The sequence below is a fragment of the Stenotrophomonas maltophilia R551-3 genome (assembly GCF_000020665.1).
GTDB classification, from domain to species: Bacteria; Pseudomonadota; Gammaproteobacteria; order Xanthomonadales; family Xanthomonadaceae; genus Stenotrophomonas; species Stenotrophomonas maltophilia_L.
In genome coordinates this window covers 34,075-49,576 of sequence record NC_011071.1, presented here as the reverse complement: position 1 = coordinate 49,576, position 15,502 = coordinate 34,075, and the positions used below count along the sequence as shown (strand labels likewise).

14 protein-coding genes are annotated in these 15,502 nt (G+C 66.8%); 8 read left to right on the top strand and 6 right to left on the bottom strand.

Annotation, left to right across the window (positions count from 1 at the left end; translation table 11 throughout):
* Nucleotides 1-97: 97 nt before the first annotated feature.
* A complete protein-coding gene (locus SMAL_RS00205) occupies nucleotides 98-949 on the top strand; it encodes an ABC transporter ATP-binding protein (protein ID WP_012509624.1) in 852 nt (283 codons plus the stop codon).
* A 143-nt stretch (nucleotides 950-1,092) separates the two neighbouring features.
* Here the strand turns inward: SMAL_RS00205 and SMAL_RS00200 are convergent, their stop codons facing one another.
* Entirely contained in the window at nucleotides 1,093-2,295 is a 1,203-nt protein-coding gene (locus tag SMAL_RS00200; RefSeq protein WP_012509623.1) for a DUF4785 domain-containing protein, read from the bottom strand.
* 11 nt (nucleotides 2,296-2,306) lie between these two features.
* Nucleotides 2,307-3,185, bottom strand: coding sequence for a hypothetical protein (locus tag SMAL_RS00195; RefSeq protein WP_012509622.1), 879 nt, complete (start codon nucleotides 3,183-3,185; stop codon nucleotides 2,307-2,309).
* A 261-nt stretch (nucleotides 3,186-3,446) separates the two neighbouring features.
* On the opposite strand from SMAL_RS00195, the gene SMAL_RS00190 reads away from it, so the two are divergent.
* Entirely contained in the window at nucleotides 3,447-4,286 is an 840-nt protein-coding gene (locus SMAL_RS00190; protein WP_004133277.1) for an acid phosphatase, read from the top strand.
* A 112-nt stretch (nucleotides 4,287-4,398) separates the two neighbouring features.
* On the opposite strand, the gene SMAL_RS00185 is transcribed toward SMAL_RS00190, so the two are convergent.
* Nucleotides 4,399-6,672: a TonB-dependent receptor gene (locus SMAL_RS00185; RefSeq protein WP_012509621.1), complete on the bottom strand. Its 2,274-nt coding sequence runs from the start codon at nucleotides 6,670-6,672 to the stop codon at nucleotides 4,399-4,401.
* Between the two features lie 159 nt (nucleotides 6,673-6,831).
* On the opposite strand from SMAL_RS00185, the gene SMAL_RS00180 reads away from it, so the two are divergent.
* Both SMAL_RS00180 and SMAL_RS00175 read left to right on the top strand, forming a co-directional pair.
* Nucleotides 6,832-7,848, top strand: coding sequence for a TIGR00266 family protein (locus SMAL_RS00180; RefSeq protein WP_012509620.1), 1,017 nt, complete (start codon nucleotides 6,832-6,834; stop codon nucleotides 7,846-7,848).
* Between the two features lie 284 nt (nucleotides 7,849-8,132).
* A complete protein-coding gene (locus SMAL_RS00175) occupies nucleotides 8,133-9,125 on the top strand; it encodes a patatin-like phospholipase family protein (RefSeq protein ID WP_012509619.1) in 993 nt (330 codons plus the stop codon).
* A gap of 46 nt (nucleotides 9,126-9,171) precedes the next feature.
* Here SMAL_RS00175 and SMAL_RS00170 read toward each other — a convergent pair whose 3' ends face one another.
* Both SMAL_RS00170 and SMAL_RS00165 read right to left on the bottom strand, forming a co-directional pair.
* Nucleotides 9,172-9,915 (bottom strand): hypothetical protein, encoded by a 744-nt coding sequence (locus tag SMAL_RS00170; RefSeq protein ID WP_012509618.1) that lies wholly within the window; start codon nucleotides 9,913-9,915, stop codon nucleotides 9,172-9,174.
* Nucleotides 9,916-10,062: 147 nt separating this feature from the next.
* The gene (locus SMAL_RS00165) at nucleotides 10,063-10,548 is read right to left on the bottom strand and encodes an Lrp/AsnC family transcriptional regulator (RefSeq protein ID WP_004133014.1); all 486 of its coding nucleotides are present in this window, start codon (nucleotides 10,546-10,548) and stop codon (nucleotides 10,063-10,065) included.
* 125 nt (nucleotides 10,549-10,673) lie between these two features.
* Between SMAL_RS00165 and phhA the strand changes: the two genes are divergently transcribed.
* Nucleotides 10,674-11,567 carry a phenylalanine 4-monooxygenase gene (gene phhA / locus SMAL_RS00160; RefSeq protein ID WP_012509617.1) on the top strand — a complete coding sequence of 298 codons (894 nt, stop codon included), beginning with the start codon at nucleotides 10,674-10,676 and terminating at the stop codon, nucleotides 11,565-11,567.
* 98 nt (nucleotides 11,568-11,665) lie between these two features.
* Here the strand turns inward: phhA and SMAL_RS00155 are convergent, their stop codons facing one another.
* Entirely contained in the window at nucleotides 11,666-12,721 is a 1,056-nt protein-coding gene (locus SMAL_RS00155) for a LacI family DNA-binding transcriptional regulator (protein ID WP_004133012.1), read from the bottom strand.
* Between the two features lie 239 nt (nucleotides 12,722-12,960).
* On the opposite strand from SMAL_RS00155, the gene SMAL_RS00150 reads away from it, so the two are divergent.
* The 3 genes from SMAL_RS00150 to adhP all read left to right on the top strand — a co-directional run bounded on the left by SMAL_RS00150 (nucleotide 12,961) and on the right by adhP (nucleotide 15,430).
* On the top strand, nucleotides 12,961-13,551 hold the full coding sequence (locus tag SMAL_RS00150) for a cysteine dioxygenase family protein (RefSeq protein WP_050767025.1): 591 nt from the start codon (nucleotides 12,961-12,963) through the stop codon (nucleotides 13,549-13,551).
* 115 nt (nucleotides 13,552-13,666) lie between these two features.
* A complete protein-coding gene (eda, locus tag SMAL_RS00145) occupies nucleotides 13,667-14,305 on the top strand; it encodes a bifunctional 4-hydroxy-2-oxoglutarate aldolase/2-dehydro-3-deoxy-phosphogluconate aldolase (RefSeq protein WP_004132971.1) in 639 nt (212 codons plus the stop codon).
* A gap of 96 nt (nucleotides 14,306-14,401) precedes the next feature.
* Nucleotides 14,402-15,430 carry an alcohol dehydrogenase AdhP gene (gene adhP, locus SMAL_RS00140; RefSeq protein WP_012509615.1) on the top strand — a complete coding sequence of 343 codons (1,029 nt, stop codon included), beginning with the start codon at nucleotides 14,402-14,404 and terminating at the stop codon, nucleotides 15,428-15,430.
* The last annotated feature ends 72 nt before the right edge of the window (nucleotides 15,431-15,502 follow it).

The window sequence follows — 15,502 nt, the reverse complement described above, 5'->3', positions numbered from 1 at the left end:
GATGGCAGACATCATGGGCGCTTGCGTTGCAAACTGCATCCCTGCGGCGGCGATTTCCACTGCCTTCCGTGGCACCGTTCACAGTTGGGGAGCTGAGTTGTCGAGCCTTGATCCGCGCGCCTGCGCCGTTACCGTTGCCCCGTCCGCCGGGGAACTGCCGCCGTTGATCGAACTGGACCGCGCCACGGTGGTGCGCGGCCAGGTGAAGGTGCTGCACGGGCTCAGTCTGCGCATCGCACAGGGCCAGCACACCGCCCTGCTCGGCCCCAATGGCTGCGGCAAGTCCACCTTCATCAAGCTGATCACCCGCGAGCTGTACCCGCTGGCCCAGGGCGACGGCACGGTGGCGGTGAAGGTGCTGGGCCAGAACCGCTGGCAGGTAGATCGGCTGCGCTCACAGCTGGGCATCGTCACCGGCGACCTCAGCAGCAACCTGTCCGACATGCCCGGGCTGACCGTGGAACAGGCGGTGCTGTCCGGCTTCTTCGCCAGTTACGTGGTGCCGGCCTTCCGCGAAGTGACCGCCGACATGCGCGCGCGCGTTGGCGAGACGCTGGCAATGACCGGCGCGCTGTCGCTGCGTGAGCGTGCCTACGCCGAGCTGTCCGCCGGCGAGACCCGCCGCGTGCTGATCGCCCGCGCGCTGGTCAACCGGCCGCAGGCACTGCTGCTGGACGAACCCTCCACCGGCCTGGATCTGGTCGCCCGCGAGCAGCTGGTGGCCACCATGCGGGTACTGGCGCAGCAGGGCATCACCCTGGTGCTGGTGACCCACCACATCGAAGAGATCATTCCTGAGATCGAGCGGGTGGTGCTGCTGCGCGATGGCCGCGTACTGGCCGATGGTACCCGCGCCGAATTGCTGCGCAACGAACCGTTGTCGGCAGTGTTCGGCGGCGCGATTACGGTGGTCGAGCAGGAAGGCCGGCTGACCGCGTACGCGGGATAGACAGATGCATCGCTCTCCGTAACCGTCTGTAGAGTCGAGCCATGCTCGACTGCCGTTCGCCGCGAGCAGAAGCAGCCGAGCATGGCTCGGCTCTACAGAAGGCGGGGCAGCGGGCCGGATGTTCCGGCCCGCCACCGCTTTGCTCAGAACCGCAATGCCAGCGCGCGCGACTCGATCGGTGCCATCCGGCTCTGATCCTGCAGCTGCAGGTCGCGCAGTTCGTACGGCGCACCGAATCCGGCCGGCAACGCCGCCTGGTCGAACGGCAGCACCAGCTGGCCTGCGCCCGGGCCATCGAACCACGCGGCCGCATGTGCCTGTGCCACCGGCTTCAGCTGGCCATCGCGGGCCGTGGCGTACAGCGTGCCTCGCGCCTCATAGCGGCCGGCGGCGGCCACCTGCAGTGGCAGCGCCACCTGGCGACTGGCCGGATCCGGTGCGGCCTGGCCACTGAAACGGGCAGTCGCCCGTGCCACCGCAAAGGCCACCTTGCCATCGCGCAGCACACCGTCGGCCTGGGCGAACACCTGCAATTCCCACAGCCCCTGCACGGTTCCGACATCGGCCGGGATCCTTACCTGCGCGCGCAGCGCACCATCGGTGGTGCGCAGCAACCGCTGCGGCCAGCTGCGGCCATCCGGTGCGACCAGCAGGGCTTCACCGCCCAGCCCACCACGACGCGATGCCAGCTGCGCGGTGGTGGCGCCGTCTTCCAGCAGGCGTGCCTGCAGCTGCACGTTGCCGCCGGCCAGCACCTGCGCCTGGTTGGCCTGCACCTCCAGGCGCAGCGGGCTGTTCGGCTCCAGCACCTGCACCACGTAGCGGCCTTGGGCCTGCGCGCTCTGCAGCGTGTACGCACCGACCGCACTGGTCGCGCCGGTACGCAGCATGCTGCTGCCATCGCTCACCGGCATGCCGGCATCCTGCAGCGCGCGCGCATCGACACTGCGCGCCACGCTGCTGCGGCCGGCCGGGTCGCGCACCTGCAGCGTGTTGGCCGGCAGCGCGCGGGCACCGTCGGCCGGGCTCAGCTGGATCACCGCGTCCGGCGCCGTCAGTGGCAGGTCCAGGCCGCGTTGCAGCTGCGTGCCATCAACCTGCTGCCAGTAGCTGCGACTGACCGAGGCATACGGCGTGGCCGCCTGCAGCGGCTGTGCCGGGTCCAGCGCCCAGGCAAAGGCCAGTGGCGCGTGTTCGCTCTCATCGGCGGGAAGCGGCGCGGCCACTAGGGCGACGGGCACCTGATCGCCCGCACGGGCGGCCTGCAGCGGCTGCGCGGCGTGCGCTGTGGACAGGGACAGCACTGCCAGCACAGCGCTGGCCAGCAAGGTGGAATGGATCGTCATGGTCGTCTCCCTCACTGGGTCAGGTCGTTGCGCAGCAGGGTGCCGAGGCCGAAGCACTCGCGGCGGCTCTGGTTGTGGCTGAGCGGCTCGGCATCCTTGGTGCGCTGCTTGTCGGTGAACCAGGTGGTGCCGGCGGCCTTCTGGCTGCTGCACTCCAGGAAGCCATCGGAGCAGGAGGACAGCCAGTTCTGGGTGAACTCCAGGCCGACGTTGGCGGCATAGCCACCGCAGTAGCTGTTGCTGTCCCACACCGCCGACTCCACGTCGCTGCCGACCACCGCGCGGAACGGCTTGGGCAGGGCGGGACGGCCGGCGGTGCCGTACAGGTTCTGCGCGTTGTAGGTGGCCATGCTCGCCACCTGCTGCTGGCGCACCGCGTCGTTCTTGTAGCCCAGCAACCAGCCGAGCGAGGTTTCGAAGGTGTTGCCGTTGAGCACCGCATCGGCCAGCGGCGTGCCGGCCGAAGACGGCGCCAGCGCGTTGACCTTGCGCACCGTGCGGATGATCTTCGGATAGCGGCTGTCATAGGTCGGGTTGGACAGGATCCAGCGCATCACGTTGCCGCCGTTTGAGTGGGTGATCACCACCAGCTGGGTGATGCCACGGCTGTCGATGAAGCCGGTCAGCTGGTTGGCCAGGCAGCCGGCGGCTTCCGGCTTCCACATGTACTGGGTGAAGTCGCAGTTGATGACGACGTAGTTGCTGCTGTTCGGCAGGCCCTGGCGCACGGTGTCGATGATCGCCGGCTGCCAGTAGTCCTGGGTGGCGTTGGTCTGTGCGCCGGTGCCATGCACGAAGGCCACGCCGACCACGTCGGCCGCCTGTGCCGGCGCGGCTGCCAGCCCGAGGAGCAGGGCCAGGACGGTACTTCCTGTTGCGGTGCTGCGCATCGCTTCTCTCCCTCTGTCAACGGATCCCCCCGACCCGGCTGGAACTGGACGGCCCCTGATGCTTGCCGTTGTGCCGATGCTCGCGGCGCGGCCGCGTGAAAGTCCGTGCGCTGCGCCCGGATTCAGGAGACTGACGTCACTCGATGACGTTTTTCATCTCGTGTGATGACCATGCCGGGTCTGGCCGTATGACCGATGGCCACTGCGGTGTCGTATACGGGCTGCGATCATGGCGCGATGTTTTTTCTCCGGAGCCCATCCATGTCGCTGATTTCCCACCCTGCCCGCCCGCTGCTCGGCCTCGCCGTCGTTGCGGCCCTGGCTGGTTGTGCCGCCACCGCCGCCAAGCCGACTGCCGTCGAAGCCAACATCACCACCAAGGCGGTGGGCTATCTGGACAAGAGCGCGGTACCGGGCAGCCTCGACCTGGTGCCGGCGCCGCCGGTGGCCGGTTCGGCCGCCCTCGCCCTCGACGAACAGGTCAGCCGTGAAGCCCGCGCGCTGCGTGGCAGCCCGCGCTTCGCCCAGGCCGGTGTCGATGCGGAACTCGGCTTCCCGGAAGGCGCCAACCACTTCTCCTGTGCCGCCGACATCGACGTCGATGCGGTGAAGACCCCGGCGCTGTACCGCCTGTTGGAGCGCAGCCGGATCGACGCCAGCGCCGCCACCAAGGCCGCCAAGAACCACTACCAGCGCCCCCGCCCGTTCATGGTGAATGGTGAGCCGACCTGCGCGCCGAAGGACGAAGAAGGCCTGCGCAAGAACGGCTCGTACCCGTCCGGCCACACCTCGATCGGCTGGGCCTGGGCCCTGATCCTGTCGGAGATCGCACCGGATCGCGCCGATGCCATCCAGGCACGCGGCCGCAACTACGGCGAGAGCCGCCTGGTGTGCAACGTGCACTGGCAGAGCGACATCCTCGAAGGCCGCTTCATGGGCGCCGCCGCCGTGGCCCGCCTGCACGACAACGCCGCGTTCAACAAGGACCTGCTGGCCGCACGCAAGGAGATCGCTGCCGCGCGCAAGGCCGGCCTGCATTCCAGCCGCGATTGCACCACCGAGAATGCGGTGCTGAAGGTGCGCCCGCAGAGCGCGCTGTAAGCGCCTGGCGGTTCAATTGTTGCCGGCCAGCGGCCGGCACTACCGGTGGGTGTGAAACAGAAGGGCCGGCATTGCGCCGGCCCTTCTTCATTGCATCACGCCATCAACCGCATCAGAACTTCGCGGTGAACTCCACGCCCCAGGTACGCGGCTCGTTGAGGAAGCCGGTCAGGTTGTTGAAGTCGATCGCGCCGACCACGCGGGTCTGGTTGGTCAGGTTGCGGCCGAACACCGCCACATCGTACTGACCGTAATCCCAGTTGTAGCCCAGGCGCAGGCCGCCTTCCAGCGAACTACGGCCGCGGAATTCCGGCGACTCGTAGATGAAGAAGTTCACCGCGCTGCGGTAGGCCCAATCGGTGTAGGCATACAGCTCGCTGCCATCGCTGAGCGGGAAGCCGACGCGCAGGGTCGCGTTGTGGATCCACTTCGGCGCCTGCGGCAGCGGGTTGCCGTTGACCAGTGCGTAGGTGCCACCGTTGATGACGGTGGTCGGGTCGTTGATGGTGCAGCCACCGCCGCAGATCGCTACCGCCAGATCCTTGTCCTTGATCTCGGTGTCGTTGTAGCTGCTGCCGAAGGTCAGCAGCACGTTGTCGGCCAGATAGGCTTCCAGGTCCAGCTCCACGCCCTGGCCGATGGTCTTGTCGGCGTTGAGCAGGGTGGCGGTGTTGTTGGTGCCGCCCACGGCGATCAACTGCTGGCCGTCAACGTTGTAGCGGAAGACGCTCAGGCCCAGGCGCGCGCGGCGCTCGAACAGGTCGGCCTTGATGCCGGCCTCATACGAGATCACCTTCTCCGAATCGGCCTGCGACAGGCCCGGCGCGAAGGCCAGGCGGCCCTGGATCGACGGCGCGCGGAAGCCCTTGGCCACGCGGGCGTAGGCATTCACGTTGTCGGTCAGCTTGTACACGCCGCTGACATCCCAGCTGACGTCGTTGACGTCGGTGTTGGCCAGGTACGGGCCACTGACCGGGGTGCCGAACGGAAGGACGGCCTGCAGCACGCTGGCGTTGAAGTCCTTCTTGTCCTGGGTGTAGCGCACGCCGGCACGCAGCTTGAAACGGTCGGTGACATCGAAGTCACCCGAGGCAAACACCGCCCAGGCCTTGTTGCGCTGGTTCTGCACCACGTGGCCGGTCTGCGGGTTGCCCGGCTTCAGCGAGTTGTAGTTGAAGTTGTTGATGGTCACGTCTTCGTCGAAATAGAAGACGCCGGCCTGCCAGTCGAAGCGGCCCCATTCGTTGGATTCGACGCGGAACTCCTGGGTCCACTGGCGATGGTGCGGCAGGCCGTCGGCCGACTCCGATGAGAACGGGATGAAGCCCGGCCCATAGTTGCCAGCGCCCAGCGATGCGTCGCCGTAGCCACCGTCGATGTCACCACGATTGAGCGATTCGGCGGTTTCATAACCGGTGATCGAATGCAGGGTCACCGAACCGAGGTTCCACTGCAGGCGTGCGCTGCCGCCCCAGGTCTTCAGGTCGGAGAAGTTGACGCCGTCGTTGGCGACCTTGTCGCGGTCGAAGTTCTCGACCAGCGAATTGCCACCCTTTTCGATGATGTTGGCGCGGAACAGGCGAGCGGTGCCGTTGAGCTTGCGCTTGTGCAGGTTGAACAGCGCTTCGAAGTCGTCGCCTTCGTACAGGAACTGCACGCGGCCGGCGGCTTCGTCATAGCCTTCGAAACCGCTGTTGGGCGCGCCGGCACGGGTGTTGTCGACCCAGTCGTCACGGCGCTGGTAGATGGCCGACACGCGCGCCGACCAGCGATCGGTCAATGGGCCGCCGTAGGCGCCCTGAACGTTCCAGCTGTTGTAGCTGCCATAGCCCACGCGCACGTAGCCGTCGGCATCCTGCGACGGGCGCGCCGAATCGAACTTGACCACGCCGGCCGGAGTGTTGCGGCCGAACAGCGTGCCCTGCGGGCCGCGCAGCACTTCCACATTGGCCAGGTCGAACAGCGGGAAGCCCTTCAGCAGCGGGCTTTCCTGCACCACGTCGTCGTACACCAGCGACACCGGCTGCGACGCATTGAGGTCGAAATCGGTGTTGCCAAGGCCACGGATGTAGAAGCGCGGGAAGGCACGGCCGTAGGACGACTCGATGTTGAGGCTGGGCACGCGCGCGGCCAGGAAGCGGATGTCGTCGCCCGCCGAACCCAGCACATCGAGCTTCTCGCCCTGGATCGCGCTGATCGCAACCGGCACGTCCTTGGCGTTCTCGACACGGCGCTGCGCGGTCACCTGCAGGGCGTCGAGGGCAACCGGATCCTTGGCGGCGGGAGTTTCCTGGGCGGCTGCTACCAGCGGCAACAGGGCGGAAAGAGCGGCAACGAGGGGGCGCGCGACCGGAAGGCGGCCACGGGAAGTGCGGGTCGGAGACATGGCGGTAGGCTGTGTTTGGAGGGGTGGTAAAACGGCGCTACCAGATAATTGTTGCAATACAGCACCTGCCCCGCAAATGCCGGCCGTTCATGGCCGCGTCGCCCCGGCCCCCGCGCCCTCGCTAGACTCGGGGTTTTCCAGCCCTGCAGAGCCGCCGCGATGACCCAGTGGTACTTCCATGCCTTCGCCCAGGCCGAGCGTATCGGCCCGCTTGATGACGAGGCCGCGCGCCGTTATGCGCAGGCCAACCCGCGCGCCCTGGCCTGGTGCCAGGGCATGAGCGGGTGGACCTCGATTGCCGAGGTGCCCGAACTGCAGTCCGCGGCCCCGGGCATGCCGAACACCCCACCGCCGGTCCCCGCCACGGCCAGCGGCCGCGCCGACGACATCGAGTTCCGCATCGTCGGCCATGAAATGCAGTTCGTGGAGATCGAGCTTGATCCCGGCGAGAGCGCCATTGCCGAGGCCGGCGCACTGATGTTCAAGGACGCAACGGTGCAGATGGACACCGTATTCGGTGCCGCCACCGGCGACCAGGGCGGCGGCTTGATGGGCAAGGTGATGGCCGCCGGCAAGCGCGTGCTGACCGGCGAGAGCCTGTTCGCCACCGTCTACACCCAGAGCGGCCACGGCAAGGGCAAGGTCGCCTTCGCCGCGCCCTACCCCGGCACCGTGCTGGCAATGAAGCTGGACCAGCATGGCGGCCGCCTGATCTGCCAGAAGGACAGCTTCCTGGCCGGCGCACGCGGCGTGCAGATCGGCGTGCAGTTCCAGCGCAAGATCATGACCGGCCTGTTCGGAGGCGAAGGTTTCATCATGCAGAAGCTGGAAGGCGACGGCTGGGTGTTCATCCACGCCGGTGGCTGCGTGGTGGAGCGCGAGCTGGCGGCCGGTGAGCGGCTGGATGTGGATACCGGCTGCGTGGTGGCCTACCACCCCACCGTGGACATGGATGTGCGCCGGGTCGCCGGCATCAAGAGCATGCTGTTCGGTGGCGAAGGCGTGTTCCTGGCCACGCTGACTGGCCCGGGCAAGGTCTGGCTGCAGTCACTGCCGTTCTCGCGCCTGGCCGGCCGCATGTGGATGGCCGCGCCCCAGGGCGGTGGCCAGAACCGCGGCGAAGGCTCGGTGCTGGGCGGCCTGGGCCGGATGCTGGACGGCGACAACCGGTTCTGACCGCCTCCAGTAGTGCCGGCCGCTGGCCGGCAGCCTCATGAACCTTGGCGAGCATCCCGGTAGTGCCGGCCGCTGGCCGGCAGCCCCATGAACCTTGGCGAGCATCCCGGTCGTGCCGGCCGCTGGCCGGCAGCCTCATGGACCGTTGCCAGTTTCCCAATGGTTGCCGGCCAGCGGCCGGCACTACCTTTATGAATGGGCGATGTTTCCCACCCTGCCCGGCCCGCCACGGCTTCGGTATGCTGGCGCCCTTTCCTGATTCCGGCGCCGCGAGCGCACTGCCGATGAGCCTGTTCCGCCCCCGCATGCTGCTGTCCGTCGCCCTGGTCGGCCTGCTGGCCGGCTGCGGTGGCGATCCGGTCCGCCCCACACCGCCGCCGGCACCAACCGTGGTGCCGCAGGCCAAGCCGGTGAAGATCGGTATCGCCCTCGGCGGTGGCGCAGCCAAGGGCTTCGCGCACATCGGCGTGATCAAGATGCTGGAGGCCAACGGCTTCGAACCGGCCGTGGTGTCCGGCACCAGCGCCGGCAGCGTGGTTGGCGCACTGTACGCCAGCGGCATGGACGCGTTCCAGATGCAGAGCAAGGCGGTGGCGCTGGACGAAGCCAGCATCCGCGACGTGCGCCTGTTCTCCGGTGGTCTGGTGCAGGGCCAGAAGCTGCAGGACTACGTCAACGAACAGGTGGCCAACCGTTCGGCCGAGCGCCTGAAGAAGCCGTTCGCCGCCGTCGCCACCCAGCTGGAAACCGGTGAGCGCGCGATCTTCGTGCGCGGCAACGTCGGCCAGGCGGTACGCGCGTCGAGCAGCATCCCCGGTGTGTTCGAACCGGTGAAGATCGGTGGCCGCAACTACATCGATGGCGGCGTGGTCAGTCCGGTGCCGGTGGACGCCGCGCGCCAGCTAGGCGCCGACTTCGTGATTGCCGTGGACATCTCCAGCAAAGCCAGCGGCAAGGCGCCGACGGACATGCTGGGCATCGTCAACCAGTCCATCTCGATCATGGGCCAGCGGCTGGGCGAGCAGGAACTGGCGCGCGCCGACATCGTCATCCGCCCGAAGGTACTGGACATCGGTGCCGCCGATTTCAGCCAGCGTGGCACCGCGATCCTGGAAGGCGAAAAGGCCGCGATGGCAGCCATGCCGCAGATCCGCGCGAAGATCCAGCAGCTGCAGCGCGCACGCGCCGCGGCGGCCGCACCGGCACCGGTGGCCGCGCCGAAGTGCGAGGAAGCCTCGCGCCTGGGCAAGCTGATGGGCCGCAAGGACAAGTGCTGAAGGCGACCCGCACGAAGCGGGTCGCCCTCGATGGCCTCACAACAGATCAGGCACCGATCTGGGCCAGTGCATCGTTGGCCGCGGCGGTGACCGAACTGCCGTAGCCCTGGATGTATGAGCCATTGCAGACCAGCGTGGCCTTCAGAATGACGCCATTGATTTCAGCCCTCTCGAAGTCGCAGCTCTGGCCCGCAGCTGTCGTATAGCGCATCAGGCGCATGGCGATGACGTTGGCGTCATCGACGCTGGCGCCGAGCCCAGCGATGGACCAGCTCTTCAGGGTCTGTGTGTTGCCGCAGTCGTAGCGGAAACGGAATCCCCAGGCTTCTGGATAGTACGAACCATTCAGTGGCGCGGCGCAATGGGTACCCGTGGCCGCCATTTCCGTAGCGATGGCCAGCGAGTTGCGCGCCGCAGTGGTGGGTGAGTTGCCTACACCGGCTATCGGCCAGCCGTTGCAGACGAACTGGGCGAAAACACCTTTGCCGTAAGCACCACTGACGATGCTGCTGGCATTCGCACTGCAGCTCACGCCGGCCTGCAGCACTGCCATGAAGCCGTTGAGATTCTCCACGGCTTCGTTGACTGAAACACCGATCCCATAGACATAGCCACCGTTGCATTGGCGCTTGGCCAGCGTTGACGAGTTGCTGGTCATGCCGACGAATTCGGTGGCGCCGCAACTCAACGCCAAAGGTTGGGCGTTGGCGGTCTGGGGGGAAGCTCCTGCAGCGGCCGGCATCAGGGCAGCAGCAAGCAGGGCAATGACAGGAGCAAGGCAGACTTTCATGTCGATCTCTCCGGACAGGGTTGTCCAGTGATTCTAGGAAGGCCGATTGCGTCACTCTGTCAGAGGTTCATTCGTCTCATCGTAGGAAAATGCCTCGTATCATCCAGGATGCAAAGCAAGTCACGCTCTCCCACATCCGCCAGATGATCACGACTCCAGCTGCGACAACGGCAACGCCTGGAAACCCTTTACCGTGCGCAGCACGAAGCTGGAATTGGCATCGGCAACGCCGCCAGCATTGAGCAGCCGGTCCAGCAGGAAATGCGAAAAATGCTCCAGATCGCGCACGTAGACGTGCAGCAGGTAGTCCATGTCGCCGGTCAGTGCATGGCAGGCCACCACCTCATCCCAGGCCTGCACGCTGTCGACGAAGTGGCCAATCGCGGCCTGGTCGTGCTTCTCCAGCTGCACGCGCACGAACGCCTGCAGGCCCAGGCGCAGCTGCCTTGGTTCCAGCCGCGCGCCATAGCCGACGATCACGCCCTCGCTTTCCAGCCGCTGCAGGCGCCGCAGGCAGGCCGAGGGCGAGAGATTCACCCGTGTTGCCAGCTCGGCGTTGGTGGCGCGTCCATCCCGCTGGATTTCAGCCAGCAGACGTATATCCGTGCGATCGAACTGGACTTCTCCGGCCATTGTTGCCCCGCAACATGGTGAGTACGCAAGGATATTGCGCCAACAAGGCCAATCGACGCAACTTTTGCAACCCTGTTGCGCGCGCCCTGCCCTAGCATCGTGGGTATCCCGTCAAGGAGTGCCCCATGGACCTCGCCCAGCCCCGCCGCGTCGAACACCAGCAGACCGACAAGGGCTACGTGCCGGTGTATACCACCGCGCTCGTCGAGCAGCCGTGGGACACCTATACCGCCGACGACCACGCCACCTGGAGCACGCTGTACCAGCGCCAGCGCGAGCTGCTGGTCGGCCGTGCCTGCCAGGAATTCCTGGATGCGCAGGACGAGATGGGCATGAGCGCGCACATGATTCCGCGCTTCGACCAGCTCAACGAAGTGCTCGGTGCCGCCACCGGCTGGACCCTGGTCGGTGTCGAAGGCCTGTTGCCGGAACTGGATTTCTTCGACCACCTGGCCAACCGTCGTTTCCCGGTGACCTGGTGGATCCGTCGTCCGGACCAGATCGACTACATCGCCGAACCGGACCTGTTCCACGATCTGTTCGGCCACGTGCCGCTGCTGATGAATCCGGTGTTCGCCAATTACATGGAGGCGTACGGCCGTGGCGGCGTCAAAGCCCACGCGATCGGCCCGGACGCACTGCAGAACCTGACCCGCCTGTACTGGTACACGGTGGAGTTCGGCCTGATCGATACGCCCGACGGCCTGCGCATCTACGGCGCCGGCATCGTGTCGTCGAAGGGCGAATCGCTGTACTCGCTGGAATCGGCCGCGCCCAACCGCATCGGTTTCGACCTGCAGCGGATCATGCGCACGAAGTACCGCATCGACACCTTCCAGAAGACCTACTTCGTCATCGACAGCTTCGAACAGCTGATGCAGGCAACGTCACCGGACTTCACCCCGATCTACGCGGCGCTGTCTGATCAGGCGCATCTACCGGCGGGCGAAGTGCAGGCCGATGACCGCGTGTTCCAGAAAGGCACCGGCGAAGGCTGGGCCGACGGCGGCGACGTGTAAGCACGCGCAATCTGCCAATGAAAACGGCGCACTCCGGTGCGCCGTTTTCGTTGAAGCCTGCCTGCACTGCCGCAGCGGTGCAGGCGAAGGCAGGGCAGTCAGCCTTCCACAGCCCGGCAGGAACCACGCACCATCAGCTGCGGATGCACGCTGGCCGCAGTCGGCGCCTCCGGTACGTCGGTCTGCACCAGCATCGCGGCGGCCATGCGGCCGATGTCGGAGACGTGGCGGCGCACCGAGGTCAGCGGCGGCCACAACCGCGACGCCAGCGGGCTGTCGTCGTAGCTGACGATCGACAACTGCTGCGGCACCGCGATGCCCGCACGCAACGCCACCTGGTACACGCCGGCCGCCATTTCATCGTTGCCGGCGAAGATCGCACTGGGCCGTCCTTCGCCCATCAGCAGGCGCTCGGCGGCATGCACGCCCGACTCGAACGTATCGCCTGCTTCCAGCACGCGCTCACCCGGCAGGGTCAGGCCCACCTGGGCCAACCGGTCGAGGAAGCCATGGGTGCGCTCGCGTGCGGTACGGCGGTCGCCCGGACCGGTAATCACCGCGATGTCGCGGTGGCCGAGCGAGAGCAGGTAGCCCGCAGCCGCGGCTGCACCGTCGCGATCGTGGGTGACCACCGCCTGTGCTTCGTCGTCCGAGGCATGCGCGTTGATGCGGATGTAGCGGCATTCGATCTCGTCGAGCATTCCAGTCAGCGCCACCGACTCGGAGGCGCGCGGGCCAAGGATCACGCCATGCAGTTTCTGCTGCTGCACGAAGCGCCGCACGCCCTGCGCGCAGTCCGCGGACTGGCTGTCGCAGGGATGCACCACCAGCTCATAGCCGGTGCCGCGCAGCGCTTCCAGTGCGCCCTGCTGCAGGTCGACGATGCATTGGGCGCCCGGGTCGTCATACACCAGGCCGATCAGGAAGGAGCGGCGGAACGCGAGCCCGCGCGCCAGCGGGTCGGGCACGTAACCGACCTCGCGCATCAACGCCTCGACCTTGTCGCGGGTGTCTTTGCGCACCAGCGGCGAGTTGTTGATGATTCTTGAAACCGTTTTCTTGGAAACTCCCGACAGTCGTGCGATGTCGTTGATCGTGGCAGCCTTGCCCTTCGATGCCGGCAACGCGGCATCGCTAATAATTCGCACTGACATGTATAGAACCAGGTAAGTCGGAGAATTCTAGCCTTGCGCCCGTGGGGCGCGAAGTTGCGGAATGTCGCAGTTCGCTCGGAGTGAGTCGTATTCGACACGCTCCGCTGCGCGAGGTTCCATTGTGATCGCTCTACTTCGTTCGCATCTGAACCGTTCTTCCGCGCGTGTTCACCATGAATGCGGGCGCGACGCGCGCGAACGCCAACATTCCTTTAACCATGCTCCGCTACAGTCAGGACATGGACCTGCAGACTTCTCCGTTTCCGCCGTTCCGTGGTCGCGATCGGTTGATCGCCGCCGTCGACGCGGCGATGACCTCCGGTGATGCCGGGCGCATCACCGCCGACCTGCAGTTGGCACTGCAGGACGCCATCGCAGACAGCCGCATCGAACTTCCCGAGTGCGTGCACCGTCCGGTCGGTGATCATTACGCGCGACGCCCGCTCTACCACAGCCGCGAACACGGCTACAGCGTGATTGCCATGAGCTGGGGCCCAGGGCAGGGCACGCCGCTGCACGACCACGATGCCATGTGGTGTGTGGAGGGAGTGTGGTTGGGCGAACTGGAGATCACCCGCTATGAACTGCTGGAGCGCAACGGCGAGCGCTGCCGCTTCCGTCGCCATGCCGCGCTGCGCGGGGGCTGCGGCAGTGCCGGCAGCCTGATTCCGCCGCACGAGTACCATACCCTGCGCAACGCCAGCGACGCGGCCCTGGCGATCTCGGTGCATGTGTATGAGGCACCGATGGAGCGCGCCGCGGTGTTCGATCCGCTGGGCGGTGACTGGTACCAGCGACGCATCCAGGCATTGCAGGCCGACCCGGCCTGAGTCAAGCCGGGGCAGGGCACCGCCAGCGTCCTGGTGGTCCACGTGGCATCATGCGCCGCTGCGCTGCCGGGCCCGGCAGCGATCCGCGATGCCCGGTCGGGCAAGGAGCAAGACGATGTCCAGCGCTGATCCGCGCCTGCGCGCGCTGTTGAAGCTGGCACCGGTGATTCCGGTGTACACCCCCGAAGACGTGAATGAAGCGGTCGAAGTGGCCCAGGCGCTGTTCCGCGGCGGCCTGCCGGTGATCGAAGTAACGCTGCGCACGCCGCAGGCACTGGATGCGATCAAGGCCATGGTCGAGGCCGTGCCCGATGCCGTGATCGGCGCCGGCACCGTGCTCAACGCCGCACAAATGCAGGCGGCAAAGCAGGCCGGTGCGCGTTTTGCCGTTTCCCCCGGTGCCACGCCGGCGCTGTATGCGGCCGCGCGCGATGCCGACCTGCCGTACCTGCCCGGTGCCGCCACCGCCTCCGACCTGATCCTGGGCCTGGAGCACGGCCAGGACACCTTCAAGTTCTTCCCGGCGGTGCAGGCCGGTGGCGCCGCACTGCTGGCGGCCTGGCACGGTCCGTTCGCCGATGTGCGCTTCTGCCCGACCGGCGGCATCAGCACGCAGACCGCGCCGCAGTTCCTGCACCTGCCCAACGTGCTGTGCGTGGGCGGCTCGTGGCTGACCACCCCGGCGCTGCTGCAGACCCGCGACTGGGATGCGATCGAGCGCCTCGCCCGCGAGGCCTCGGTGTTGGCCGGCTGAAACCGCTGCGGGAATCTTCAAAGGTTTGATCGTGATCAAAGCGCCGGCCTCGCGCCGGCGTCATTCTGTGGGCAAGCGCACTACGGAGATCCGAACATGAATTCGACCATGAAGGCCGCCGTCGTACGTGAGTTCGGCAAGCCACTGGTGATCGAGGAAGTCTCGGTACCGCGCCCGGGGGCGGGCGAGGTACTGGTCAAGATCGAGGCCTGTGGCGTCTGCCACACCGACCTGCACGCCGCCGAGGGCGACTGGCCGGTGAAACCGAACCCGCCATTCATCCCCGGCCACGAGGGCGTGGGGCACATCGTGGCCGTGGGAGGCGGGGTAGGGCACGTCAAGGAAGGCGACAGGGTCGGCATCCCCTGGTTGTACTCGGCGTGTGGCCATTGCGAACACTGCCTGGGTGGCTGGGAAACGCTGTGCGAGACACAGCGCAACACCGGCTACTCGGTCAACGGCGGCTTCGCCGAGTACGCACTGGCCGATGCCAACTATGTCGGCCTGCTTCCGAAGGAAGTGGGCTTCGTCGAGATCGCGCCGGTGCTGTGCGCCGGCGTGACCGTCTACAAAGGCCTGAAGGTTACCGATACCAAGCCAGGGGACTGGGTGGTGATTTCCGGCATCGGTGGCCTCGGCCACATGGCGGTGCAGTACGCCCGCGCGATGGGCCTGAACGTGGCTGCGGTGGATGTGGACGACAGCAAGCTGGCGTTGGCCCGGCAGCTCGGCGCGCAGATCACCGTCAACGCGCGCACCACCGACCCCGCCGCCTTCCTGAAGAAGGAAATCGGTGGCGCGCACGGTGCGCTGGTCACCGCGGTTTCGCCGAAGGCGTTCGAGCAGGCACTGGGCATGGTCCGCCGTGGCGGCACCGTCTCGCTCAATGGCCTGCCACCCGGCAATTTCCCGCTGGACATCTTCGGCATGGTGCTCAACGGCATCACTGTGCGTGGCTCGATCGTCGGCACCCGGCTGGACCTGCAGGAATCGCTGCAGTTCGCCGCCGAAGGCAAGGTCGCGGCCACGGTCAGCACCGACCGCCTGGAGAACATCAACGACGTGTTCGCGCGCATGCACGCGGGCACCATCGAAGGCCGCGTAGTGCTCGACTTCGCCGCCTGACCGCCTGTGCATGGCCGTCGTCGCTCCGTTCCCCTCTCCCACGGACGCGGCGGCCATGCCTATCCATCGGGT

Excerpts from the sequence above, each read along its gene's own strand:
- SMAL_RS00165 (WP_004133014.1), bottom strand. The coding sequence starts at position 10,548 with ATGGCCGGAGAAGTCCAGTTCGATCGCACGGATATACGTCTGCTGGCT.
- SMAL_RS00180 (WP_012509620.1), top strand. The coding sequence starts at position 6,832 with ATGACCCAGTGGTACTTCCATGCCTTCGCCCAGGCCGAGCGTATCGGC.
- phhA (WP_012509617.1), top strand. The coding sequence starts at position 10,674 with ATGGACCTCGCCCAGCCCCGCCGCGTCGAACACCAGCAGACCGACAAG.
- SMAL_RS00170 (WP_012509618.1), bottom strand. The coding sequence starts at position 9,915 with ATGAAAGTCTGCCTTGCTCCTGTCATTGCCCTGCTTGCTGCTGCCCTG.
- SMAL_RS00155 (WP_004133012.1), bottom strand. The coding sequence starts at position 12,721 with ATGTCAGTGCGAATTATTAGCGATGCCGCGTTGCCGGCATCGAAGGGC.
- SMAL_RS00200 (WP_012509623.1), bottom strand. The coding sequence starts at position 2,295 with ATGACGATCCATTCCACCTTGCTGGCCAGCGCTGTGCTGGCAGTGCTG.
- SMAL_RS00175 (WP_012509619.1), top strand. The coding sequence starts at position 8,133 with ATGAGCCTGTTCCGCCCCCGCATGCTGCTGTCCGTCGCCCTGGTCGGC.
- SMAL_RS00185 (WP_012509621.1), bottom strand. The coding sequence starts at position 6,672 with ATGTCTCCGACCCGCACTTCCCGTGGCCGCCTTCCGGTCGCGCGCCCC.
- SMAL_RS00150 (WP_050767025.1), top strand. The coding sequence starts at position 12,961 with ATGGACCTGCAGACTTCTCCGTTTCCGCCGTTCCGTGGTCGCGATCGG.
- adhP (WP_012509615.1), top strand. The coding sequence starts at position 14,402 with ATGAATTCGACCATGAAGGCCGCCGTCGTACGTGAGTTCGGCAAGCCA.
- SMAL_RS00190 (WP_004133277.1), top strand. The coding sequence starts at position 3,447 with ATGTCGCTGATTTCCCACCCTGCCCGCCCGCTGCTCGGCCTCGCCGTC.
- eda (WP_004132971.1), top strand. The coding sequence starts at position 13,667 with ATGTCCAGCGCTGATCCGCGCCTGCGCGCGCTGTTGAAGCTGGCACCG.
- SMAL_RS00195 (WP_012509622.1), bottom strand. The coding sequence starts at position 3,185 with ATGCGCAGCACCGCAACAGGAAGTACCGTCCTGGCCCTGCTCCTCGGG.